Annotated in this window: 16 protein-coding genes and 2 rRNA genes; 8 read left to right on the top strand and 10 right to left on the bottom strand. The window is 43.6% G+C overall.

The features are described from left to right. Positions 1–116: ribosomal RNA gene (locus GTQ48_RS00005) — 23S ribosomal RNA — on the top strand; the annotation flags it as partial. 140 nt (positions 117–256) lie between these two features. Further along, a 5S ribosomal RNA gene (gene rrf / locus GTQ48_RS00010) occupies positions 257–372 on the top strand. 369 nt (positions 373–741) lie between these two features. Here rrf and GTQ48_RS00015 read toward each other — a convergent pair. Next, complete coding sequence (locus tag GTQ48_RS00015) at positions 742–3,183, bottom strand: DNA polymerase II (RefSeq protein WP_163104251.1); 2,442 nt, start codon at positions 3,181–3,183, stop codon at positions 742–744. Between the two features lie 285 nt (positions 3,184–3,468). On the opposite strand from GTQ48_RS00015, the gene GTQ48_RS00020 reads away from it, so the two are divergent. Beyond that, positions 3,469–4,485 (top strand): MBL fold metallo-hydrolase, encoded by a 1,017-nt coding sequence (locus tag GTQ48_RS00020; protein WP_163104253.1) that lies wholly within the window; start codon positions 3,469–3,471, stop codon positions 4,483–4,485. A gap of 88 nt (positions 4,486–4,573) precedes the next feature. Here GTQ48_RS00020 and GTQ48_RS00025 read toward each other — a convergent pair whose 3' ends face one another. The 5 genes from GTQ48_RS00025 to GTQ48_RS00045 all read right to left on the bottom strand — a co-directional run bounded on the left by GTQ48_RS00025 (position 4,574) and on the right by GTQ48_RS00045 (position 9,133). Next, a complete protein-coding gene (locus tag GTQ48_RS00025) occupies positions 4,574–5,884 on the bottom strand; it encodes a sensor histidine kinase (RefSeq protein WP_163104255.1) in 1,311 nt (436 codons plus the stop codon). Next, on the bottom strand, positions 5,884–6,468 hold the full coding sequence (locus GTQ48_RS00030; RefSeq protein WP_163104257.1) for a chemotaxis protein CheX: 585 nt from the start codon (positions 6,466–6,468) through the stop codon (positions 5,884–5,886). The genes GTQ48_RS00025 and GTQ48_RS00030 overlap by 1 nt, the downstream gene beginning before the upstream one ends. Next, complete coding sequence (locus tag GTQ48_RS00035) at positions 6,465–6,830, bottom strand: response regulator (RefSeq protein ID WP_163104259.1); 366 nt, start codon at positions 6,828–6,830, stop codon at positions 6,465–6,467. The genes GTQ48_RS00030 and GTQ48_RS00035 overlap by 4 nt, the downstream gene beginning before the upstream one ends. A 256-nt stretch (positions 6,831–7,086) precedes the next feature. Next, positions 7,087–8,268 (bottom strand): pyridoxal phosphate-dependent aminotransferase, encoded by a 1,182-nt coding sequence (locus GTQ48_RS00040; RefSeq protein WP_163104261.1) that lies wholly within the window; start codon positions 8,266–8,268, stop codon positions 7,087–7,089. A gap of 43 nt (positions 8,269–8,311) precedes the next feature. Then, on the bottom strand, positions 8,312–9,133 hold the full coding sequence (locus tag GTQ48_RS00045) for a sulfite exporter TauE/SafE family protein (protein WP_163104263.1): 822 nt from the start codon (positions 9,131–9,133) through the stop codon (positions 8,312–8,314). Between the two features lie 698 nt (positions 9,134–9,831). Between GTQ48_RS00045 and GTQ48_RS00050 the strand changes: the two genes are divergently transcribed. Continuing rightward, a complete protein-coding gene (locus GTQ48_RS00050; RefSeq protein WP_203565034.1) occupies positions 9,832–10,839 on the top strand; it encodes a LysR family transcriptional regulator in 1,008 nt (335 codons plus the stop codon). A gap of 16 nt (positions 10,840–10,855) precedes the next feature. On the opposite strand, the gene GTQ48_RS00055 is transcribed toward GTQ48_RS00050, so the two are convergent. Together GTQ48_RS00055 and GTQ48_RS00060 are read right to left on the bottom strand one after the other, a co-directional pair. Then, a complete protein-coding gene (locus GTQ48_RS00055; protein WP_163104265.1) occupies positions 10,856–11,566 on the bottom strand; it encodes an endonuclease/exonuclease/phosphatase family protein in 711 nt (236 codons plus the stop codon). Next, complete coding sequence (locus GTQ48_RS00060) at positions 11,554–13,761, bottom strand: VTT domain-containing protein (protein ID WP_163104267.1); 2,208 nt, start codon at positions 13,759–13,761, stop codon at positions 11,554–11,556. Before GTQ48_RS00060 ends, GTQ48_RS00055 begins: the two co-directional genes overlap by 13 nt. 251 nt (positions 13,762–14,012) lie before the next feature. Between GTQ48_RS00060 and GTQ48_RS00065 the strand changes: the two genes are divergently transcribed. The 3 genes from GTQ48_RS00065 to GTQ48_RS00075 all read left to right on the top strand — a co-directional run bounded on the left by GTQ48_RS00065 (position 14,013) and on the right by GTQ48_RS00075 (position 19,156). Then, positions 14,013–15,755 carry a PAS domain S-box protein gene (locus GTQ48_RS00065; protein ID WP_163104269.1) on the top strand — a complete coding sequence of 581 codons (1,743 nt, stop codon included), beginning with the start codon at positions 14,013–14,015 and terminating at the stop codon, positions 15,753–15,755. Positions 15,756–16,113: 358 nt separating this feature from the next. Then, positions 16,114–18,414 carry a catalase/peroxidase HPI gene (gene katG / locus GTQ48_RS00070; RefSeq protein WP_163104271.1) on the top strand — a complete coding sequence of 767 codons (2,301 nt, stop codon included), beginning with the start codon at positions 16,114–16,116 and terminating at the stop codon, positions 18,412–18,414. A 256-nt stretch (positions 18,415–18,670) separates the two neighbouring features. Next, complete coding sequence (locus GTQ48_RS00075; protein ID WP_163104273.1) at positions 18,671–19,156, top strand: hypothetical protein; 486 nt, start codon at positions 18,671–18,673, stop codon at positions 19,154–19,156. A gap of 260 nt (positions 19,157–19,416) precedes the next feature. On the opposite strand, the gene GTQ48_RS00080 is transcribed toward GTQ48_RS00075, so the two are convergent. Continuing rightward, positions 19,417–20,661 carry a mechanosensitive ion channel family protein gene (locus tag GTQ48_RS00080; protein WP_420837582.1) on the bottom strand — a complete coding sequence of 415 codons (1,245 nt, stop codon included), beginning with the start codon at positions 20,659–20,661 and terminating at the stop codon, positions 19,417–19,419. A 650-nt stretch (positions 20,662–21,311) separates the two neighbouring features. Here GTQ48_RS00080 and GTQ48_RS00085 point away from each other — a divergent pair. Then, positions 21,312–22,736, top strand: coding sequence for a DEAD/DEAH box helicase (locus GTQ48_RS00085; RefSeq protein ID WP_163104277.1), 1,425 nt, complete (start codon positions 21,312–21,314; stop codon positions 22,734–22,736). An 18-nt stretch (positions 22,737–22,754) separates the two neighbouring features. On the opposite strand, the gene GTQ48_RS00090 is transcribed toward GTQ48_RS00085, so the two are convergent. Beyond that, complete coding sequence (locus GTQ48_RS00090) at positions 22,755–23,615, bottom strand: glutathione S-transferase family protein (RefSeq protein ID WP_163104279.1); 861 nt, start codon at positions 23,613–23,615, stop codon at positions 22,755–22,757.

Below are 23,615 nucleotides of genomic sequence, written 5' to 3' on the forward strand. Positions count from 1 at the left end.
CCCTGAACTTTAAGTTCTGGAAGGGTTGTTATAGACGATGACGTTGATAGGCAGGGTGTGGAAGCGTTGTAAGGCGTTAAGCTAACCTGTACTAATTGCCCGAGAGGCTTAACCATACAACACCCAAAAGGCTTTAGGCTGGTGTGTTGTAAAATGACAAGCACAAAACGAATAAAGCAAGTAGAGTGAAAAGTAAACATGATTACTCTTTGATTGCATTGATATCAGATTTTCCACAATTGTTAACCAGTTTATTCCTGGCAGCCATAGCGATACGGCACCACCTGACTCCATTTCGAACTCAGAAGTGAAACGTATTAGCGCCGATGGTAGTGTGGGGTTTCCCCATGTGAGAGTAGGACACTGCCAGGTCCCATTAAGAAAAACCCGCCTAACGGCGGGTTTTTTGCTTTCTGCCCCAAAAAATAAATGGGGGTCAGGTCCAGATTAATTCCGAACAACTTTCATCACATCCGACTCAATATTTAGGGTCAGATCCCTATTTATCATTATCCACACTGCTTACAGCAGACAAACGATAAAAGAATGCGGTTCTGACTCCCTTTTATCGTTTGATTCTTGCAGCGCATAATGATTAAGCGTGGTTGTCGAACAAAATAGATGGAAGCAGATCTCCACAATTATTTGCCATAACGCGTTAACCACACAAACGGTCAAAGAATGTGAGTCTGACTCCAACCATCGATTTATTGTCGAAGAATACGGACCTGATCCTAATTATTAAAAGAGCATGAGTTGGTCGTCGACGATGTCGCTAAAATCTATTCCGATTAAAGGCAGAATACTTTCTGCTATGGGACGGATTTGTTTTTCAATATAGTGGCTATGATCTAAGGGGGAGCTCACCATATCGCTGGTTTGAGGGCCGTTTAGTGTAATAACATAAGCGATGGTTCTATTACGTTGATATTGTAATGGTGCTTGGCGCTCTGCATTTAACTTATCGGCCAAAATAGCAGCCTTCACATGAGGTGGATGAGATTTTGTATAAGACGATAACGGTTTTCTTAAACGCTTCTTGTAGACCAGCTGTTGGTCTGCTTCTCCGCTGTTTATATTATCAATCGTATCTCGTATAAACTGTTTCACAGGCTGCTGTTTAAACACTTTACTATACAATTCATATTGAAAGTCTTTTGCTAATTGTGTCCAATCAGAGCGAACGTTTTCTAGTCCTTTAAAGACTAACTCCTCGTTTTCATTACTCTCACCGACGTTACTTTCAGAAAAAGTGGTACCGTCAACCTTATTAGCTGCACCTTGAGGCTCAGTATTTTCATTACCGGTATGTCGAATACCGGCGTAACGCTTTTTGCTACCTTCTGATGAACCTCTGATAGTGGGCATAAAGAACTTGGTAAAATGAGATTCAAATTCAATTTCTAGCTCACAGGTTAGGTTAAATTCCTCAGCGATGAGTGTCTGCCACCTCTGATTTATGATTGTAGCAAGCTGCTTACCTGTTTCCTTTGGCGTACCGAGAGAAACATTGTCATTTAAGTGAACAAAAGTTGAGTCTGTATCACCATAGATAACCGTATACCCTAACTCTTCAATCCATTTCGCCGTGGTCTGCATAATGTCATGTCCACGTAGGGTAATTGAACTAGCAAGCCTTGGATCGTAAAAGGGGCAACCGCCACTACCTAAAACGCCATAAAACGAGTTCATTATGATCTTGATAGCCTGAGAGCGGGGTTTGTCTTCTTGACGTTTTGCTTCGTCACGTTGGGCCCATAGACTTTTGATAATGTCGGGTAAGAAGTGTTTGGTACGGCTAAAAACAGCTCCTTTGAAGCCTGGTATGGCCTTTTCGGGAGATAGTAGGCCTTCAGCTAAACCTAAAGGGTCGATATTAAATGTGCGTATTATTGACGGATAAAGGCTTTTAAAATCTAAAACCAGTACATCATCATACAGTCCCGGTAAGGAACGCATTACGTATCCACCAGGGCTTGCAAGCCCGCCATTTGACGGTCGCACGCCAGCAACGTAATGCTCTCTATGCAGCTTTGGTAAATATACGTTTAAAAACGCGGCAACTGACCCACCGGGTCTACCTAACTCAAGTCCCGTCAACGTGCCTCGCAGCGTTAAGAAATCAATAAACTGGGTTTTTTGTTGGATACTGTTTACAAGTTCGCTGTCTTTAAAATTGTAGTTGGCAAGAGACAAGGGCTCGTGCAAATACTGATGCTTGATTGCCTTGAGTTTATCGTCTTCTTGAATAAGCTTATTTTCGTTTAAAAGCTGCTCGGCTACATTGTCTAAAGAAAACGAGTCAAAGTGATATGTCATTGTTTTTAGCGCTTCTATACCGTCGACAATGCAGCGGCCCGGTATATTAACCAGTACTTGGTCATCCCACTCTCTTGCCGTGGCCTCTCTGCCTTGTCGGCCCATCAATAGCTTTTCGTTCTGGCGTTTTGCACGTCGCGCTATGACAGCAAAGTCAAACTGCTTCACATTCCAGCCCAAAATAATATCTGGATCAATGCTGCAAATACGGGAGAAAAACAGGTTGAGAAGTTTTTTCTCGCTATCAACCACCGTCAACGTGTAACACTGATTAGTTGATTCTATGATTTTATTTTCGAAAGTTGGGGGCCTAACTAAGATGACTTCGTTATGACTTTTGCCTGCGATAGAAATGCTAAATAGTGATTCGTTCTCATCACATTCAATATCAATACTCACCCACGTAAATGCCGGCAAATAATTAGATGCTCTAATTCGAGCGTTAATTATTTCATTGTCGTTGTTAGGAGAAACAAACTCTATAGCACCATAAATGAAACGTTCCATAAGGTATCGGTCGGCTAACCGAATATCGGCTTCATAGAGCGTAATACTATTTTCGGTCGCGATTTTTCTAAGCTTGTGCATTTGGCTTTCGGTGTTTGTTTTTACAGTAACGACCGGTATTTGCTCTAGCGTTTTAAAGTGGTCAGAGGGAAAGGACACATCTCGGCGCAATACACCTGAGGCGGCTAAGGCACTAATAAGTTTGTCTTTATTATCCATAGCAACAAAACAAGTGGGCTGCTGAGGCGAAGACACTAACTTTATCGTCTTTTCGTGCGTTTTCACCCATAGCTCAACAAACGCTTTCCCCTTTTCGGTAAACGTACTTTTATTGAGAATATAACCTTGTTTAATCACGCCATGTTTTTCTTTTGTTTATCAACGTTAAGTAATTAGCTACCAGCACTTTTTAAAACCTATTGGTGCTAATTAGGTATTAAAAACCAGGTGCTCAGCCAGAAAAAGCTAAGTATACCGCACCTCGCTGTTGGTTATCCTCATTCCATTAACTACAAAGTCAGCACATTGTTATAACTTACTACTATAGATGTCCATTCGAGAGATACGTTTGTTTTTACGTTTAAGCCGCGTTAGAAGTAACGTCCCGTATAATCAATTTTGTATCTTTAAAAGAGGTATGCCATGCAATATCTAGCAGACAAACAGCCACAGCCTGGTGAACTTGTTGAAATTGCGAACGGTGTTATGTGGCTAACTATGCCTTTGCCGTTTGAACTTGACCACATTAATCTCTATCTCATTAAAGATGGAGACAACTGGGTAGTTGTTGATACGGGTATTGGTACGTCGACAACGAAAGTGTTGTGGCAACAGATATTTGAAAAGCTCAATGGCAATATATCTGCCGTTATCGTCACCCATCTTCATCCCGACCACATTGGGTTAGCGGGTTGGATTGCCGACGAATTTGATGTTCCTTTTTATATGTCACAAACTGAGTACTTCACTGCTAGAGCGTTTTGTGCGGGTAAAAATGGTGCGCCGAATAAAAGAGATGTCCGTTATTTTAGTCAAGCTGGACTAGACAGTGAGTTAGTTGAAAAGCTTACGCAGGGAGATGGCAAGGGGTTTAGCCAGGTTGTATCGCCCATTCCAGTGAGTTATACGCGGTTGAAGCACAACGATGTGCTGTCATTTGATAATAATGAGTGGAAAGTATTGGTTGGAAGGGGACATTCTCCAGAGCACGCTTGTCTGTACTGCGAAAGTAAAGGGGTGTTGATTTCAGGCGATCACATACTACCTATGATAACGCCAAACATAGGCGCTTACTCTACCGAGCCTGACGCGCTTACTTTGAATGACTACCTTACCACGCTCCCTCCGTTCAAGGCGCTCCCAGAAGATACAGTTGTATTACCCGCTCACAAGCTCCCATTTGTAGGCTTGCACCAACGGGTTGATGAATTACTTGCTCATCATCATCAACATCTTAGTGCATTAAAAAGTGCGTGTGCTACCCCTCAAACAGTGGCTGAGCTACTGCCCGTGATGTTCAAGCGAAAGCTCTCAAGCAGAAATATGGTGTTTGCCGTGGCAGAGTGTTACGCCCATTTAAATTATTTGGTTGCCGAGGGAGAGCTAACAAAAACACTAGTAGGTGACAGTGTATTAGTTTACTCAGTGCTCGGCCGCTAAACTGACAGCAACTCACTGAGAGCGGCTAAACTAACCGGCGAATGTATAATAAGAAAATTGCTTATTGCGTGTTTGTTTTTCGTTAGCGCTATTTTGAAAACGCTTCAGTCGCGGGCTCTGAATTATCAGTAGAGAAAGATTGCGGGGGGCTTTTGGGGATCGTAATTTGCACAACGGTGCCTTTTCCTTCTTTACTGCTTATAGACACTTTTCCCTGGTGTTTCTCTATTGCGGTATAGGCAACGGATAAACCCAACCCCTGGCCTTGCCCTTCCGGTTTTGTAGTAAAGAAAGGTTCAAATATACGCTTTAGATTTTGTTCGGCAATACCACATCCACTGTCTAAAATTTTAAACGCGATATCATTGTCATTTTCGATAATGCTTAGCTTTATAAAGCCTTTATCTTCAATGGCTTGGGCTGCGTTAACCATCACGTTCATCAGTGCTTGCTTAAGCGTGCCAGGGTCGCCGATGACTTCTAGCTTTTCCTTAGCACATTCAAACTTATACTCAGGCTTTGCATACTGCGCCGATATTAACGTAATAAGCTGTTTTGCCACGCTGCATACTTCAATGTTTTGATAGCCATCAGCGGTCTCTAAAGAAAAGTTCTTAAGGTTCTCAACGATGTCTCGCACACGACTTAAGCCTTCGCTCGACTCATCAATAAGCTCAGTAATATCGTCTTTTAGCAGAGCATAGTGATTACTTTCAAACAGAGATTGCATCTGCTCTTGCATCTCTTCAGTAAAGTGGGTGATTTGCGATTCTACACCATCACATATCGCTAAAAGGTGAGAGGCATATTGAGACAAGGTATCTAAGTTTGCCGTAACAAAGCCAATAGGATTATTGATTTCATGAGCGATACCTGCAGCTAGCTGTCCCGTAGAGGCCATTTTTTCAGCTTGAATAAGCTGGCTTTGTGCGGTGTCCAGTTTTCTGATGAGTTTGCGCTGTTCAGCGTGTTCTTTTTTAAGCGCTTGAGAAAGCTTTTGCTGGGCACGAAAATAGCTGGCTTGGGCCGTCACATCTTGAAGGAATATACAGGCTAACTTTCTATCAGATGTATTATCTTTTATAGGAATAATTTCCATATTTTGATACATCTGGGTTTCTTCACCCGTAATAGGGCGGCTACTTTTAAACGGGAAAATGTGGGGCCGTTGTTCCCAATAACTAAAGCTGGGGTGTTGCAATACAAACACCGACTTAAGTCGCCGTTTAAGGAACTTTCCTTGGCCTTTGAATAATTCAGTAACAGGCTGTTCTTTGTAATCTTTTCGCAACTCGTGTGGCAAGCGGTCTAAAAAAAAGTCATTCAAGTAAACCACGTTGAATGCTTCGTCAACGATGCCGATCCCGACGGGAAGTTTACTAACGAGTTGCTCGAACATTACCCGAGTAACTCATCCAATGTGTCTTTCATTCTGATGAGAGATTCATCGTCTAAACAAAAAACAACGCGCATACTGAATGATGATATGGCAATGATAAATTGCACCTCCATCACTAAGGTATGCTGCCACTGCAGGTCGCTAAAGTTGGACTTTTCAGGTTGAAATAGGGTTGGCATATTTAAGTTAGTGGTCAGCTCTAGCTGATCAGACAGCCCCGCTAAGCAAGCACCTGCAAGAATGTTACAAAGCTCGAGTATGATTTCTTGAATGTCTTCTTTTGTAAGAGGCTCTTCGTAGTCCATCAACTTTGCCACTTCAACCAGACCAGACTGTGATAGCACCGACATGACTTCGCCATGGATATCACCCAAAAATGACTGGCGCGTATAAAAGGCGTCTTTTGTTTCAAACAGCAAACCATACAGTTCGTTTGGTGTCACCGTAGAAATTTTTGGGATAGAAATGTCAATTTTCGTTTCAATGAGTTGAGCCAGTGAATTTGCAGCTTGCCCCATTGATATATTGAGCAACTCTTGCAGCGCATCTCTTTGATCTTCGTCAAGTGGTAACACAATACTCATAAGTACCCCAATTCGAACATCGCCATAGCGAGCTCTTCTTTGTCTAGTGGTTTTCTCAAAAAGCGTTTTGCGCCAAGGGATATCACAATCTTCTGTTTCTCTGGCTGAAAATCAGCACTGATAACAATGACGTTAAGTGTACTTGCTCGATCATGAAGGTATTCCAACACGCCAACGCCATCTACCTCAGGCATAGTGAGGTCGAGCAATAGTAGATCAAACGTTGTTTCTGCTAGCAAGTTTATGGCCTCTTGGCCATTCGTTGCTTCACTAATGGTATAGTCTAAATCTTGTGGCAATGCACGAATAACACTGCGTCTAGACAGCTTAGAATCATCAGCAACTAAAACAGATATCGACATTAAAAAATCTCCCAGATGGCATCCATCGTGTCTGCACAGTAGTAAAGTATGTGCAAGATTAGCGTTACTGCAACAATCTATGAGAAAAAGTTTGCAGTTAGCCGTACTTTCAACAATTGAGATTATATGGCAAAAGTGACTTTTGTGCGTATTATACTTTAAGTCTAAAAGTGGGGACAAAGGGGCAAATGAAGATGCTTATAGGGGGGCGAATTTGTGCGCCGTGTTATTCAGCGCACATGAATAGGGTTAGTGGTTAAGCGTTTTGGGCTTTTTCCATCTTTTCTAGGGCTTCTGGTATTGCATCAATATACCTTTGCACATCGCTAATTGTGCCCATGCTAACCCGAGACCAATTGTTGTAGCTTCTGTAAATACCTCGGATCAATATGTCTTTTTCAGCCATTGCACGTCTGAAGTGTTCAGCATTTCCACTTCCTAAATTGACAAATACAAAATTAGTACTCGATGATGCGGCTGTCAAACCGTTAGCTTTCACAGCATCCATCACCATAGCGCGTCCCTGTAAAATTTTATCTTTAGAGAACGTGAGAAATGCATCATCGTTGTAGCTTGCAATCGCTGCCGCAAGACCGGCTTGGTTTAACGTGTAATTACCCATCCCGTATTGATTTACCCATTCAGTATTTTGTTCTGATGCTATTAGGTAACCCACCCGCATACCCGCAAGGCCATAAATTTTCGAGAAGGTACGAGCCACGACAATATTGTGGCCAGCTTTAACTAGTGGGATCATGGTGTGTGCCGATGGATCATCGGTAAGTTCGTTGTATGCTTCATCTACCAGCACCAGCGTTTTCTTAGAGGCTTTAATGCAAAACTCTTTCAGCGCTTTAGGGTCTAAAATTTTTCCAGTTGGGTTATTAGGATTACATATGTGCACCATACAAATAGAGCCATCGATAGCGTTGTAAATAGCGTCTAAATCAATATCTAGCGCGGGCGTATTAGCTACGCGGATAATTTCATGACCCCCTTGTTTTTCAGGTGCTTTGGATGTGGTGTCCCAAAATAGATCAGGCCCTAAAATATTGCCCTTTTGACTAGCCGCTAACGCGGTATAAGATAAAATTGGGCTTGAGCCTGCGCTCAACGATATGTTTGTTTTTTCAATGCCGTGTCGCTCTGCAATCATGTCTATTAATCTCATGGCTGCAGGGTAGGCATAGTATGCACCACCTTGCACTGCAGCATCCGATATAGCTTTAAGTGCAGCGGGGCTCGGTCCAAATGGATTTTCGTTGGCATTGAGCTTAGCTACGCCAGGCTTAGGGCCGTAGCGAAGTGGCGGTTGATTTTTTAATGCCTGAGCGGTAGCTGCTTGAGCGCCTAGGGTGGTAATAATGCCGCTTGCTCCTACAGCTGTGGCCGCGGCGCTTCCGCCAAGAAATAAACGTCTTGAGCGATTCATAGTCATGGTGTTATTCCTTTTTCTTCATCATTAATTTTTTGCTTCACGCCTACATTGCTTTATAGAACATAGCGCTAGACACAAGCACGAGATAGATACCAAATAAGCGATTCAGTCTTTTTTCACTAAAGTTATGAGCCATTTTTGCTCCTATAGGCGCGGTAAAAATAGCGCCAATGCTAATAGCCACAAGAGCAGGTAGATTAATGTAGCCTACGGTACCAAACGGCAGTGCGCCGGTTTGGGAATGCGTCATAAATAAAAAACCGATAGCACCGGGCAACCCAATTAAAAAGCCAACGCCTGCAGCGGTAGCTACAGCTTGCTGAATACTGCGTTTGCACATCACCATGGTGATTACGGTTGGTGTGCCGCCACCAATACCCAGCAATGCAGAAAAGCCTCCTAGTACGAAGGCAAGCAACGCTTTACCCTTTCCCGTGGGCATCGCGAATACAAGGCCTGGTCGAACGACGAATTCAGGAAATAAAAAATACACCGAGTACAATAATACTCCGGCCGCGAATACCACGGTGAGGCCGTTAGCGCTGGTATAACTTGCTATCGCCACTCCACCTATTACACCCAGCACAAGCCAAATGCTCCACGAGCGAAGTATGTCGAAGTCCACAGCGCCTTTAGCTTTATGGGCCATGACAGAACGAGCACTTGAAACAACAATAGAGGCTAACGAGGTTCCAATGGCCACTTTTACCAATGCCTCTGAAGGAGGAGTGAAGAAAGGAAATACGGCTAAAAGGGCAGGTACTACAACAAAGCCTCCACCATTGCCGAACAGGCCTGCAGTTATTCCCGCAATTGCACCTGTTGCACACAATGTAACTACAAACAACAGTAGTTCTATTTCCATTAACGCTTTTGCTCCATTGAAATTTGTTGCACTGATAAATTGATGAACTTGAGCGTTTAACAGTAGCCAGGCTTGGCGTTCTTGTATGCGTTCCTATTTGTGCTGTTATAAGTGTCGTTATTCACGTCGCTTATATGCACTGATTTTAAGCAATACATTGCACAACAAAGGCGCTATGCAAAGCGACTATTCCCGTCTACGCCCATTTTAAAAAAATGCGTTTCATGTTCGTAGGCTAAAAGCTCTTTTATCAGCGAGGAAGAAAGAACATTATTTAGGGGTATAAGGAAAGTATTGAGCCTGTCCTCGAACCATTGATTTTATTGGTCTGTAGCTAATTAAATCGATACTTTAAATTTTTAGGGATGAGACGCCAGAAAAAAAACACGTTGTATGTCGTAGTCGATAGATACGGCTGTACGTGAGAGACCTTGTGAAGAAATTTGGGAGCAAATCTGTGAGCCAATTTGGTGGCATATACTTTGCTGCTCTCATCTATACAAAGGAGCAATGCTAGGCATGCTTGCTGTAAACAGCCCTACTGTAAACAGTCTTGCTGTAAACAGCCCTACTGTAAACAGCCCTACTGTAAACAGTCTTGCTGAGAGCAGTCTCTGGCAATAACTGACTTAGCTATAAATTGCCGGCTTATTACTACCTATTCGACACAGCGGCCGCGTGAGCAAGTATGCATTGGTATGTTGATTCATAAATTTCACCGAGGTGGTGTTGTGCATTCAAAACAGTTGGAATATTTTGTTACCGCCGCGAAGAAAGGCAGTATTGCGTCTGCAGCACGAGCGCTCAGTATTGCTCAACCTGCGGTGAGTCAGCAATTGGCAAGCTTAGAAAGAGAGATTAAAGCCACCTTATTCAACCGCAGTTTTGCGGGTATAACTCTTACTGCTGCTGGCGAAATTTTCCTTACTCATGCAACGGCACTCTTAGAGCAAATGGATATTGCCAAAAATGCAGTAAGTGAGGAAAGTCACTCGCAAAATAGAGTGATTAAAATTGGCCTTATTCCCTCTATTGGAAATGTGGTCTCGCTGCCGCTGCTTACTGAAATGGGTAAATCGAGTGAGAGATTAAAAGTAGAAATAAGTACAGGTCCTTCCTACACCATCAAAGACTGGCTTGAATCAAAGCACATCGATATCGCGTTAACTTATCGAGAAGCTGTCGATGAAAAAAGCACACATGCTACCCCTTTGATTCAAGAAGAAATGCACCTGGTGTTTTCTGCATCTACTGAAAAGCGAGAATTTGAGTTTCTTCGTCATCGAGCAGAAGTTTCGTTTTGTGAGTTGCGGCAGGTTCCACTGCTCTCGCCGGGAAAAAAAGATTCACTAGGGCAGTTAATTGCGTATTACGAACAAAAAACAGGTGTAATGTTAAATCATGATCACGCTTATTCCGGACAATTAATGACAGGCTTGCGACAAGTTATTAATGGTGAAGGCGTAATGATTCTGCCTACATCCGCTATTTTTCATCTTAAAGAGTCTGGCCTAGTCGAGTCAGTTAAAATAGTAGAGCCAGATATGCACCGCACGGTGTTCGCATTTACAGACAAAAATGCAGTTAAACAACGGCATATTCAACAAGCCTTGGGTACTATCAAAAAGGTGGTTAGCGCCGAATATGACCTTCAGCACTGGTGCGGCAAGCTTGAATTTGCCACATCAGTTACTAAGTGCAGATAGTGATGATAATTGGTTATTAACCTTGTTCCGGTAATTCGATATCGATAAGCACAGGAAGATGATCTGACATTACAGCGGTTTTCTTGTCCTTAACTTTGCCGTACTTCTGCACGCGAATATCACTTGATACCCATACTCTGTCGAGTGAAAAAACAGGGAAGCTACTAGGAAATGTCGCCCCCATTTTTTGCTGGTGTAGCAATGAATTTAAAGACGTAAACGCTTTTGAGAAAAACTGCCATTCGTTGAAGTCGCCGGCCAGCACCATAGGCGTTGGGTGGCGCTCTAACCGCTGTTCTAAATAGGTATGCAACAGCGAGAACTGAGATTTTCTCTCTTTTGTTTTAAGCCCTTTGTGCGTATTTACCACTGTTAACGGGCCTTTTTCCGTTTGAAGTTCAACTAACTGAACATTTCGCGGTTGCCTACCGTCCTGACTTACATCCAATGTTTCTGTAGACAAAACGTCAAAGCGACTCAACACTGCATTGCCGTACCACCCATCGGGCTCAGTAAGTGCCGGGGATGCAGTAAGACTAAACGCATTGTTGGCGCAGATATCGTTAATATCCTGCGCCGTATCCCTGTCACTTGGACGGGTATCCATTTCCTGCAATAACACAATGTCAGCACCAAGTTGTGTTAGATACTGCCCAATCCTTTTGTAGTCATGCTGCTTATCCGTTCCTATGCCACCGTGAATATTATAAGAAACTATGCGGCACATTCTTCACTCTCACTATTTTCCGATTGTTTATCAGACGCATCGGCCTGTTTCTTCTGTTGATAATAGCGTGCAAATTTTTGCGAACCCCATATCAGAAACGCCCAAAGTAATATGCCTGCTACAAGGTAGCTAATCGACTCAATAGAAGGGTTACGCCAAATCTGAGTAATCGAGTCTCCCACTAGGCCTTTTGCTATCATCGGTGGAAACATACCAAGAAAAGTCCCTACCAAGAATTGAAAGATACCGATGGATGAAATACCCGCCACCAGGTTCACTAAGCTGAAAGGGGCTACAGGCAACATACGTATAGCTGCAACACCTACTATGCCGCTGCGCTTAAGTTTTTCATCAACGGCAGCAACTTTCGGTCCACCCAGTTTTCGTAAGCCGGCATTGCCCGAAAGCTTACCAATACCAAACAGTATGGCCGAGCTTAACAATGCTCCCATCATCCCGTATACAGGGCCCCAAATAGGGCCAAAAATGGCTGCAACGGCGAGGGATAATACGGTCACAGGGAAAAAGAGAATGCCGCCTATTACATAAACAAGAAGCACAGTGGGTAGGGCAAAATAGGTGCCCCGACTTTCCTCTAAAAATGCATTGATGCTATCGGCACTTAGCCAAGAAATAGATTGGCTAGCCCAAAACATAAGACCGCCAAGTACCGCCAATACGGTTAAGCCGATGGCTATCATTATACTGCGGCGTCTTGGGTTTCTAGCAGGTGTTACAGCGCCGCCTAACGTGGGAATAGAAATAAGCGGCTCTTCGGGGTCTGACAATGATCGAAAAAGATTGTTACTCGACTGCTCAGTAAATATTTCATCTCGCACTTCAGTTAAAACGTACCCGTGTGCGATTTGGCCGCGCATAAGGGCGTCAACAGGCTGTGACTCTTTAAGAATCGTTTCCATGTCTTCTATCGTTCTGCCCGTATGCTCTGCTAAAAGGTCATTTCTCACATGGGCAATGCTTTGTCTATTTTGAGGTGTGTTGCCAAACAGTATGGTGTCAATTTCAGTATCTAAGGTCATTGAGCGGTTGCTCAAATTTGATGAGCCAATAACGAGATACTTATCATCAATGGTCATTACCTTTGAATGAATACGCTTGTATGCTCTGCGGCCTTGCATATCTTCAATAGACGAGTAGGTAACTTTTACTCGCTCAGGAGCGATACCTTTTTCTAAGATAGATTTAAACTGTATTCTACTGGCCCAGAACGCTTCACATTCAAACTTTCCCTTTGGCTCGTAAGAACTCACAATACATACGCTCAAGTCAGGCTTTAATTTTAGCTGCTTATTTAATGCTTCTGCAATTTCTTGGCGGGTGGTGAACTGATTCTCAATATAGATAATCGATTCAGCTTCGTTGATGAGGTCGAGCAGCATGTTGCGCACTTCTTGCGCGGGCTCTACTTCATCCATAAATGGGATGGTTCTAGCAAGTGCACACTCAACATTCTCAAAAATCGGCGGATAATCTTGCGGCCACGATGGTGGGATAGGCGCATCTATACTTACATTTGCATCTTCTCTCACCATAATGGGCGTTTCGTTTGCTACTCGCTGCCATCTCCAACGAACGAGTTTAGAGAAGTCGGCCACTACAGGGCCACTTGATACCATTTGAACGTCATGCAGGGGGCCATACTCGCCATCTGGTCCGTCACGCTCTTCAGACACAACAGGATGATCCCTTGTATCCCAACGGTTGGTTGAAACATCCATTCCGCCAGAAAAAACCAACTCATCATCAACAAGTACAATTTTTTGATGCTGACTTCCGCCCATTGGAATGGTGTCGTCGAGTTCGGTTTTTACATTGTCAGGGGTTTTTTCATCCCACGCCTCTTTTGCCCACATTTCTCGTTGAGCAAAAAATGCCAATGAAGAGTCCCAGCGAAGCAAGTAAATCTTCATGTCGGGGTTTTGTTCAGCTTTCCATTTTAGCAAGTCGCTTATTCTACTTGGCGCTTCGCTTTGTTCTTCATCTTCACCACGCAGGAGGCGAATTCGACTATCGATGTCCCAGCCAACGATAAAAATGCTGTGCTTTGCTTTGACAATCGCACTGTGCAACGCTTTGTAATAATTCCCGCAGTCAATCAAGGGCGCAGCAAAAGTGGCATTGCTTTTTACCCAACAGTTTTCACCCGGTTCAAATATATTATTTTGCGATGTCATTGCGTTACCCTCTGACTAATTACTTTTTCTAACAAGTGACGGTTGCAGAAATCATTCCGTTTACTGTTAGTCTAAAATAATTAAACAAATGACTGTTTTTATTGAAATTAATATTATTCCTAGGTGTTTAGGTGATCTGCGTTTACGGTAAAGTTTTGTAATAATTTCACGCTGTTGAGCGTATTTTCGTTCGCGCAAACCAATTTCTTCGTCTATAAACTTCTTTGGTCAAATATCGGAGATTTACAGAGATGGCGTTTTTTTCCCGTGAAAATGCGGCTAAACAAGCATTATCCCAGTCAATACTTGCGGTTGTAACGATAGATGAAAATAATAATATAACGTTTTACAACGACGCTGCGTCGCAGTTATGGGGGTACGCTCCCTCTGAAGTACTGGGCAAAAACATTAAAATGCTCGTACCAAGAGAGCATCAGTCAAATCACGACAGCTATGTGAATACCCACCGTAATACGAATGTGAACAAGATAGTTGGTAGCTCTCGAGAAGTAGAGCTTGAGACTAAGTCTGGGCAGCGGATATGGGTGCAATTAGCACTTTCCCAGGTCATCGTTGGTGGAAAGAAACACTACACCGCATTCGTACGGGACGTTACAGAAGAACGCGAAGCTCGAGAAATTGTAGAGCAAACCCTAGAGCAGGCCCTTGATGCTGTGGTGTGTATTAATGAACGCAACGAGGTGACGTTGTTTAACGCATCGGCTGAAAAGTTTTGGGGATATCGTCGTGAGGAAGTGATTGGGAAAAACGTCAAAATGTTGGTTCCCCAAGCCATTCAGGCAAACCACGACAACTATGTGAACGCAAACAGAGAGACCGGACAGGATAAAATTGTTGGTACTAGTCGTGAAGTACGGGTAGAGCGAAAAGACGGTAAAGAATTATGGGGCAGACTGTCTCTTTCTAAGGTTCGGCTAGCAGATAGAACGCTGTATACCGCATTTGTGAGAGACGTTACTGAAGAAGTAGAGCAACGTGAATTACAGCGCATGCTATCTTTAGTTGCTAATGAAACGGATAACGCGGTTATTATTTCAAACGCCGATGGGCTAATTGAGTATGTTAACAACGGCTTCTATCGTCTTACAGGCTGGAGCTTAGACGAGGTTAAGGGTAAAAAACCAGGTTCGTTCTTACAGGGCGAAGAGACCGACCACAGAACCGTAGACGTTATTCGGCAGAAGCTTAAAAATCGCGAGGCGTTTTACGATGAAATCCTCAACTATCGCAAAGACGGCTCACCTTACTGGACGTCACTGTCTATCAATCCGGTTTTTAACGAAGGCCAGTTAGTTAACTTTATTGCCGTTCAGGCCGACATCACTCGCGTTAAACAAATGGCCCTCGACTTCACGAATAAACTCAATGCTATTGGTAGTGCGCTAGTGCTATTAGAAATGGAACCAGATGGTAAATTAATAGAAGCTAATAAATTACTCAAAGAGACTATTAAAGGTGCTTACGATTCTAAAGATTTTGCACGAGAGCTCATGTCTCGCCTTACCACTGAGGATTTATCGCAGCTGAATTCAACCGGCTTTGTATCTAAGATTTTAGAGTTTAAGAACAATGACAAATACTTAGCGTTTGACGCCAGAGTAAGTGCATTGAAAAACTTTAATGGGCAAATTACCCGTTATGTATTTTTTGCCATCAATGTGTCTTCTCGCAAACAAGCGGTTAACGATACACAAGGGGCAATGCAAGAACTACTCACTACAAGTCAGACCATAAGCACTATTGTCGGTACCATTAACTCTATATCGGAACAGACAAATCTACTGGCGCTGAACGCAGCTATTGAAGCAGCGCGCGCCGGTGAGATGGGAAGGGGCTTTGCAGTGGTTGCTGATGAAGTAAGAACCTTAGCCGGTAATTCTCAATCCTCATCAAATGAAATCGATAATCTTGTTAAAACGACGGTGTCAAAAATTGAGGAACTCGCTAAATTAATTAAAGGCATTGACGGATAAGACCCGCCGCGGCGTGTTAAGCACGCCGTTTTTGTTTTTACTTCTTTTAACAGGTAAGCAAGGAAAAGCAAATCACATTCATGCGTAACCCAGTCGTACTAATCTGTAAACGATAATCTCGATTAAAATGTGAGAATGATGCGAGTCATTGCGTTGGTTTAACTGTAACTTCATGATATTTAATAATAAATTTATTGATTGGAAAATACTATTAGGTGAATCCAATTTATTAACTATCGCAAGCGGAAACTTCTGACTATCTTTATCGTCGTTGAAAGTAAATGATTTGTTAATTGAATTTCGAAAGAAGAATTGTCTTCATTCGTTTTGATACAACTAGCACCAACGGGATGAAAATATGACCATGATAAGGTTTAAAAAAACAACGCTATCTGCACTAGTAGCATTATCGTTAAGTGCAACAGGCGCCATTGCTAATCAAGAAATCAGCAAGCCAGCAGGCGCTAAAGGCACTGGAATGTCCAAACCATTCCAAGCTAAGACCAACCAATTCTGGTGGCCAGATCAACTAGACTTATCTGCGCTTAGAGACCACGACAGCCGGTCAAACCCCCTTGGTGATGATTTTAACTACGCAGAAGCGTTTTCAAAATTGGACTTAGACCAAGTAAAAGCAGACGTTAACGAATTGCTGACCACGTCTCAAGACTGGTGGCCAGCAGATTACGGTAACTATGGTCCGTTCTTTATTCGTCTTTCTTGGCACAGCGCAGGTACCTACCGCACATTAGACGGGAGAGGCGGCGGTGATGGCGGTCAAATGCGCTTCAACCCGCTTAACAGCTGGCCAGATAACGGTAACCTCGATAAAGCACGTCGCTTACTATGGCCAATTAAGCAAAAGTACGGTGAAAGCCTTTCATGGGGTGACCTAATGATACTTGCTGGTACCGTAGGTATGGAAAACATGGGCTTTGACACATACGGGTTTGCAGCCGGTCGTACAGACGACTGGGAGCCGGACATGGTGTACTGGGGTCCAGAAGTGGAAATGCTGGCAAGTGATCGTGAAGAGCGCGATGGCGAGCTAAAACGTCCTTTAGGCGCAACGCACATGGGCCTAATTTATGTAAACCCAGAAGGCCCTAAAGGCGTTCCTGATCCTATGGGCTCGGCGAAAAACATTCGAACTGCGTTTAAACGTATGGCGATGAACGACGAAGAAACTGTAGCGCTAATCGCCGGTGGTCACACCTTCGGTAAAATGCACGGTGCACACAAACCTGCCGATTGCCTAGAAGGCGAGCCGGGTGCTGCGGGTTTAGAAGAGCAAGGTTTAGGTTGGAAAAACAACTGTGGCAAAGGGCATTCGGAAGATACAGTAACCAGTGGTTTGGAAGGAGCTTGGACACAGGCGCCAACTCGCTGGACTAGTTTGTATCTGTCAAACTTGATGGGCTTTGAGTGGAAGCAAACGCGCAGCCCAGCAGGTGCAGTGCAGTGGATCCCTAAAGACGAATCTGCCCATCAATCTGTTCCAGATGCACACGTTGAAGGCAAAAAGCACGCGCCAGTGATGACCACTGCCGACCTTGCATTAAAATACGACCCTGAGTACCGCAAAATTGTGGAACGCTTTTTAGCAGACCCTAAAGAGTATCAAACTGCATTTGCGAAAGCCTGGTTTAAACTTACGCACCGCGATATGGGGCCGAAGGCTCGCTACTTGGGTAACGATATTCCAGAAGAAAACTTCACTTGGCAAGACCCGGTGCCAGTTGCAGATTACAAAGCCATTTCAGCGGATGATGTGAAAGAGTTGAAAGGCGAAATTTTAGATACGGGTCTTTCAATCCAAGAGCTTGTTAAAACAGCATGGGCTTCTGCAGCTAGCTTCAGAGCTTCAGATTACCGTGGTGGTGCAAACGGTGCACGCCTAGCGCTTGCGCCTCAAGCAAGTTGGGAAGCGAACGAGCCAGAATTGGTGAAGTCGGTTATCGCTAAGCTTAAAGAAGTGCAAGACGACTTTAATTCTCAAATGTTTTCGAAAAAGAAAGTATCGTTAGCCGATTTGATTGTTATCGGTGGCGCTGCCGCTATAGAGAAAGCAGCATCGAATGCAGGTGTTAGTGTAGAAGTGCCTGTTGTTGTAGGCCGTACCGACGCCACGCAAGAGCAAACAGATGTGAATGCTTTCTCATTGCTTGAGCCAACAGCAGATGCATTTAGAAACTACTACGATGCAGAAGCAAGCTATCGCTCGCCAACTGAAATGCTAGTAGACAAAGCAGATCAGCTAAGCTTGACTGTGCCAGAGATGACGGCACTTATCGGTGGAATGCGTACACTTGGCGCTAACACTGGAAGTAGCAAGCACGGCGTATTTACGGACAACGTTGGCGCGTTAAGCAACGACTTCTTTGTTAACTTGCTCGATATGTCGACTAAGTGGAGAAAGACCGATGATCCTGCTGTTTACGAAGGCGTAGATCGCAGCTCAGGTGAAGTGGTATACACAGGTACGCCAGTTGATCTTGTGTTTGGTTCAAACAGTGAATTACGCGCAGTTGCAGAAGCTTATGCTTATGACAATGCCAAAGAGCGCTTTGTTACTGACTTTGTCGATGCATGGACAAAGGTGATGACGTTAGACAGATTTGACTTGCGTCACGATGTCACCGCAAAGCTAGAAATGTAATTAAACACTAAGCAGTAAAAAACGGGGCGTTAGCCCCGTTTTCCTTTTCTAGAACAATATAATTTTTCTAAAACCTATGTTCTTTCTAAAACACAGTGCTGCTTTTCAAACGGTGTATTCTGGTTTCAGTTGACCCGCTTTACAGCTAAATGCATGATAGTTACGATTATCATCAATTTATTTAAGGCCTGTGTTATTAATAGGTCGAAGATAGCACTGCATCCGGTGCGTTTGGTAGTTAACAGGCAATAAATTTATGACAAGCCCACAGCGTACGCTCGTCGCGCTAGACATGTTGAGTGACGATATAAATCTACTGAACGACTCACAAGTTAACAGTGAACTTCATTTCAAATTACTCAGCGATTTCTTAGTACAGCTCAATCAATTAAACGATAGTGTGCAGCTAGAATCGGAAGCTGCAATGAAACGCCTCTTTGTCGGCTCTCTTTTTGAACAAGCCATTGGCCGTAAATCCATGGTCACGGTATACATGAAACTGTTGAATTATGTACTTACCGCATGGGACGCAACCCTCAAAGCCGATGCAATTATTAACGATAACTTTGATAACAATGCGGATGTTCGCTTAGAGCTTTTGCAAGTGAAGGCAATAAAGGCTAAATCACAACTAAAAACAGTGGCCTCGGCTATGGGCAAGCAAGACTATGAGGCGTTTTGCAGCTTACTAGGGCTTACTGCTGATAAGTGGCAGTGGGACACACTGCGCGCCCGCTTTTAAGTCTGTAGCGCGCAGGTAACAATGTTATAAACCAGATCTATATAAATAACCTGAATCCTGTTTAAGAAACGGCGCTCAGCACCACTAGAAACGCGAATTGCTGCGTTGCAAAAGCAAGTAATAGAACAACTATTACGTGACTTTTGCGCCTTGCACTTCGCATTTCGAGCAGTACTGAGTTTGAAATTTTAATTTATATTTTATAGAACAAATGCTTGCACCATTCTTTAAACAGGATTCAGATTACCTAGAGCCAAGCGTTATTCAGACGTTTTTATACTCATCTTAGACACTTCGTCACTTTCATTGAGTACACGTACTTCACGTTGAGGGAAAGGTATCTCAATATTGTGTTCTCTCAAGGTTTCAAAAACCGTCAACAGCAAGTCGCCACCCACGCGGTTTTTACCATCGTCTACCCCTTCCATCCAAAACTCAATGAACATATTAACCCCTGAGTCTCCAAAACTATCAATTTCACAGTCTGGCTGTTCTTCAAATGGAATGCCTTCACCGCCTATCACCTGCGGGTGGTCAGCGACAGCAGATTTCACAATTTCAACCATAGAGCGGATATCGGTTTTGTACGCCACTGAAAAATCGATGCGATAGCGCTGTTTTGAATCTTTGTGCGTCCAGTTGATAAGCAGTGAGCTGATGAATTTTTCGTTGGGCACTAAAATATCTTTGCCATCAAAGGTTTCTAATACTGCGTAACGCATCTTAAATTCGCGGACTATCCCTTTTCGTCCGTCCTCTAGCTCTACGTAGTCGCCAACAGTTAATGAGCGGTCGAGTAGAATAATAATGCCCGAGATAAAGTTTGAGGCGATAGACTGTAAACCTAAGCCTAGTCCAACACCCAAGGCTCCACCAAATACGGCTAATGCGGTTAGGTTTATGCCCATCACATTGAGCAACAAAATAAACGCTACGCAAAATAGCGCCACTTCAAAAAGCTTTGCAAACACTTCTTTTGTCGATAAATCTAGCGACTTATGGTTTCTGATAATGTCTTGGCCAATGGCATTGGAGCTTCGGCCTAACCAGAAGAGCAGCCCGCCGAAAATAACAACTCGGGCAACGCCATAGGCAGAAATTTGAACATTGCCTACTGAAATTGCGATAGATGCCAAGGCTTCATTAATTATAGGAAGTAGCCCAATAAGGTGTAAAAACAAAATAGGTAAACCCACAACTCGCATAAGCCGCGCGGTGGATTTATTTTCTACAAAACCGTTAATAATCGAATTCACAAAAATGAGCACGGCAACTACAACGGCGATATCTAATAGCCATGCGTCAAACTGAAACCTTTCTCCAAGTACTGTAGAAAACTTGAGTAAACTAATGGTAATGATAGGGAATAGGGCGCGGCCGACGTTGTACAAAAAACCGTGCAGTGTATGGGCGCCGTGCTGTGGTTCGTTTTTAGTCAATCTAAGAGACTTTTCAATCTGTCTGGAAAACAAAAACGCGCTTAAATAGATAAAAGCAATAATCATCAGCTGAATATAAAAGCTAGTCGACAGCAACGACGACTCAATAATGAGTAGCTTACTTTCTACCGCTTGATAAAAGTGCTCTATGTTCATTCTGTTTATTTCTCCAAAAGCATACGACTATGTATGCAGCAAACGCGTTTTATACTGTATCTTTGATTTGGTAAAGGTTTATTTTTACAGTAGCTGTTTATTTTTATTGCATGCTATTAATACAGAATCATTGCACCTGTGAATACGTAGCGAGAACGCAAAGTATTTAGTTGCCAAAAATGGTTGCCAAAAATAGCTACCAAAATCCGTACAGCACAGATAACAGCCCTTAGTCTAGCACAGTCAATTAATTGCCGAAAAAGCGCTAAATAACGATGCGCAGAAATGCCATGATTAAAAAGTGTGCTGGTTATCACATGCTATAAATGATAGACTCCGCGCGCGCTTTGACAGGATAGTAGCGTGCGTTTATTCCATCTTGTACTATAAATCAAAAGAGCTTTTTAAGTCGCTTCGGTGCCTTGGTCATCCCCTTTATATTTTAAACCCATCGGTTAGCAAAATAGCCCATCGGTTAGCAAAACGGCATTCTCGCTTCACCCACAGGTACCTACTGCTTTATCAGACAAAGCAACAATTTTTCAGGAGTTAGTTAATTAATGTCATTTTCCCATCTAGGGCTTGCCGAGCCGTTGTTGAAAGCAATCGAAAAACAAGGGTTTAGCAAACCATCACCTATTCAAGAAAAAGCAATTCCCGTCGTGATGGAAGGGAAAGATGTACTTGCTGCTGCGCAAACCGGGACCGGAAAAACGGCAGGATTTGGCCTGCCTATATTGCACAATCTATTAGAGGGTAAAAAAGCGTCGGGCAACAACATTAGAGCCTTAGTGCTAACGCCTACTCGAGAGCTCGCCGCCCAAGTTGAAGAAAGTATTCGTTCGTTTAGCACTTTTGTGCCGTTAACGACGGCAGTTGTATTTGGTGGTGTAGGTATAAACCCACAAATGATGAAGTTGAGAAAAGGTGTTGATGTGCTTATCGCCACCCCGGGTCGTCTTCTCGATTTATATCAACAAAATGCTGTGAAATTTTCTCAGCTAGAAGTACTTGTGTTAGATGAAGCAGATAGAATGTTGGACATGGGTTTTATCCATGACATTAAAAAAGTACTTAAGCTGTTGCCTTCCCAGCGTCAAAGTTTACTTTTCTCTGCGACATTTTCGCCAGAAATTACGGCATTAGCGCAAACGATTACTCGCGATCCAGTTCACATTTCTACGGCGCCAGCAAACACTACCGTAGACTCAGTGAAGCAACATTTGATTGCAGTCGATAAGTCTAAAAAGACGTCAGCGCTTATTAGCCTTATAAAGCAGGAAAAGTGGAGTCAGGTACTCGTATTTAGCCGTACCAAGCATGGTGCCAATCGCGTTGCCGACAAACTGTCGAAAGCGAAGATTCCAGCGGCCGCTATTCATGGCAATAAAAGCCAGGGTGCGAGAACCAAAGCACTATCAGATTTTAAATCAGGCGACATTAACGTATTGGTAGCAACCGACATCGCCGCTCGAGGCATCGACATCAGTGAGTTGCCCATTGTTGTGAATCTTGATTTGCCAAATACGCCTGCAGATTACGTTCATCGAATTGGTAGAACAGGACGCGCAGGTTCAAGCGGACAAGCATGGTCTTTTGTGAGTGTGGATGAACTTCAAAGTCTTAAAGATATTGAAACCCTCATTCAAAAACTGCTTCCAAGAGAGACATTAGAAGGGTTTGCTCCTCAGGTGCCGGTTCCAGCCACCACACTGTCTGCGCCGAAAAAGCCTAAGAAGCCTAAAGCGGCAAAAACGTCCGGTAGTGCAAATCGATCTCAGGGTTCTGAGAATGGACGAAGCGCAAATCGAGGCGGTGCTAATAAGAGCGGTGCAAATAAAACTGGGGCTCAGTTTAAAAACAAGAGACGCAGCTCATCAAATACGGAAGGTGGAAATCGCGGTAATTCTGCGGGCCAAAGTCAGTCTAAAGGTAACGGCAGCAGTCATTCTGCCGCCAGACGTTCAAAGCCCCAAAACGCTTAGGGCGCTATTTAGGACGGGTCACTGCCATGAAAAAGGGCCATGCTCAGTGAGTGTGGCCTTTTTGGTTTCTATTGACCCTTCACTTGGGTTTAGCTGTGCTTGAGTTCGCTCCATTAGCTCCTTTTGCAAAGTCGCACGAAACTGGCGAACTTCTCTCCACATAGCGTAAAAATTGTCAGCTGTGTCACCTTCTAATTCACCATTGATATCATCCTTTAACAAAGGCGATAGCGCCTTGTAGGCCGCCTGTAAGCGAGCAGCATACTGCGCGTTATAAGACATCTCTTCAGACGTAGGAGTATAAGACTGCAATACAGCAATCTCTTGCTCACTTAATTCGCCATGAGCGGTAAAATATTCAACATAATCAATAAGCGGAATGCTATCGGCATGTGCCCACCTCGCCATACTGGCGCGGTTAAGTAAGGTTCCTGTGTTAGGTTCAACAATCATCACCGAGGGGGTAGCGTAATAAATGGGGTAATCAAACCGTTCAGTGATGCTGCGTCTATCCTCCAGTAAACCTACATCCACAAGTAGGGTTGTGTAGTACTTTTCTAAGATAGGTTGAAGTGCTTCTGATTCAAAGTGTGAAGCAAGACCTGTGCTGTCATGACACCACTTTGCACCTAACACTACCAACAAAAGCGTGTCGTTATTTTTTGCTTTTTCTTGTGCATCAATCACATCCTGTAAAGGAGATTCACTAGGCGCATAAGAGAGCGTACTTTTATCACTACTTTTGCTATTGGCCGCCATCGTTGATGTAGCAAATAGCAGTGAAGATAGGACGGTTATCACCATTACGGTTAACAGGCGTGCGCTTAATAGGCGTGCGGTTAAAAGGAATAGTACAGGGGGCTGAGCTGTTGATTTCAT

The organism is Alteromonas genovensis (assembly GCF_010500895.1).
In the GTDB taxonomy this organism is placed as follows: Bacteria; Pseudomonadota; Gammaproteobacteria; order Enterobacterales; family Alteromonadaceae; genus Alteromonas; species Alteromonas genovensis.

Excerpts from the sequence above, each read along its gene's own strand:
- GTQ48_RS00020 (WP_163104253.1), top strand. The coding sequence starts at position 3,469 with ATGCAATATCTAGCAGACAAACAGCCACAGCCTGGTGAACTTGTTGAA.
- GTQ48_RS00025 (WP_163104255.1), bottom strand. The coding sequence starts at position 5,884 with ATGTTCGAGCAACTCGTTAGTAAACTTCCCGTCGGGATCGGCATCGTT.
- GTQ48_RS00030 (WP_163104257.1), bottom strand. The coding sequence starts at position 6,468 with ATGAGTATTGTGTTACCACTTGACGAAGATCAAAGAGATGCGCTGCAA.
- GTQ48_RS00035 (WP_163104259.1), bottom strand. The coding sequence starts at position 6,830 with ATGTCGATATCTGTTTTAGTTGCTGATGATTCTAAGCTGTCTAGACGC.
- GTQ48_RS00040 (WP_163104261.1), bottom strand. The coding sequence starts at position 8,268 with ATGACTATGAATCGCTCAAGACGTTTATTTCTTGGCGGAAGCGCCGCG.
- GTQ48_RS00045 (WP_163104263.1), bottom strand. The coding sequence starts at position 9,133 with ATGGAAATAGAACTACTGTTGTTTGTAGTTACATTGTGTGCAACAGGT.
- GTQ48_RS00050 (WP_203565034.1), top strand. The coding sequence starts at position 9,832 with ATGTTGATTCATAAATTTCACCGAGGTGGTGTTGTGCATTCAAAACAG.
- GTQ48_RS00055 (WP_163104265.1), bottom strand. The coding sequence starts at position 11,566 with ATGTGCCGCATAGTTTCTTATAATATTCACGGTGGCATAGGAACGGAT.
- GTQ48_RS00060 (WP_163104267.1), bottom strand. The coding sequence starts at position 13,761 with ATGACATCGCAAAATAATATATTTGAACCGGGTGAAAACTGTTGGGTA.
- GTQ48_RS00065 (WP_163104269.1), top strand. The coding sequence starts at position 14,013 with ATGGCGTTTTTTTCCCGTGAAAATGCGGCTAAACAAGCATTATCCCAG.
- katG (WP_163104271.1), top strand. The coding sequence starts at position 16,114 with ATGACCATGATAAGGTTTAAAAAAACAACGCTATCTGCACTAGTAGCA.
- GTQ48_RS00075 (WP_163104273.1), top strand. The coding sequence starts at position 18,671 with ATGACAAGCCCACAGCGTACGCTCGTCGCGCTAGACATGTTGAGTGAC.
- GTQ48_RS00080 (WP_420837582.1), bottom strand. The coding sequence starts at position 20,661 with ATGATTATTGCTTTTATCTATTTAAGCGCGTTTTTGTTTTCCAGACAG.
- GTQ48_RS00085 (WP_163104277.1), top strand. The coding sequence starts at position 21,312 with ATGTCATTTTCCCATCTAGGGCTTGCCGAGCCGTTGTTGAAAGCAATC.
- GTQ48_RS00090 (WP_163104279.1), bottom strand. The coding sequence starts at position 23,615 with ATGAAATCAACAGCTCAGCCCCCTGTACTATTCCTTTTAACCGCACGC.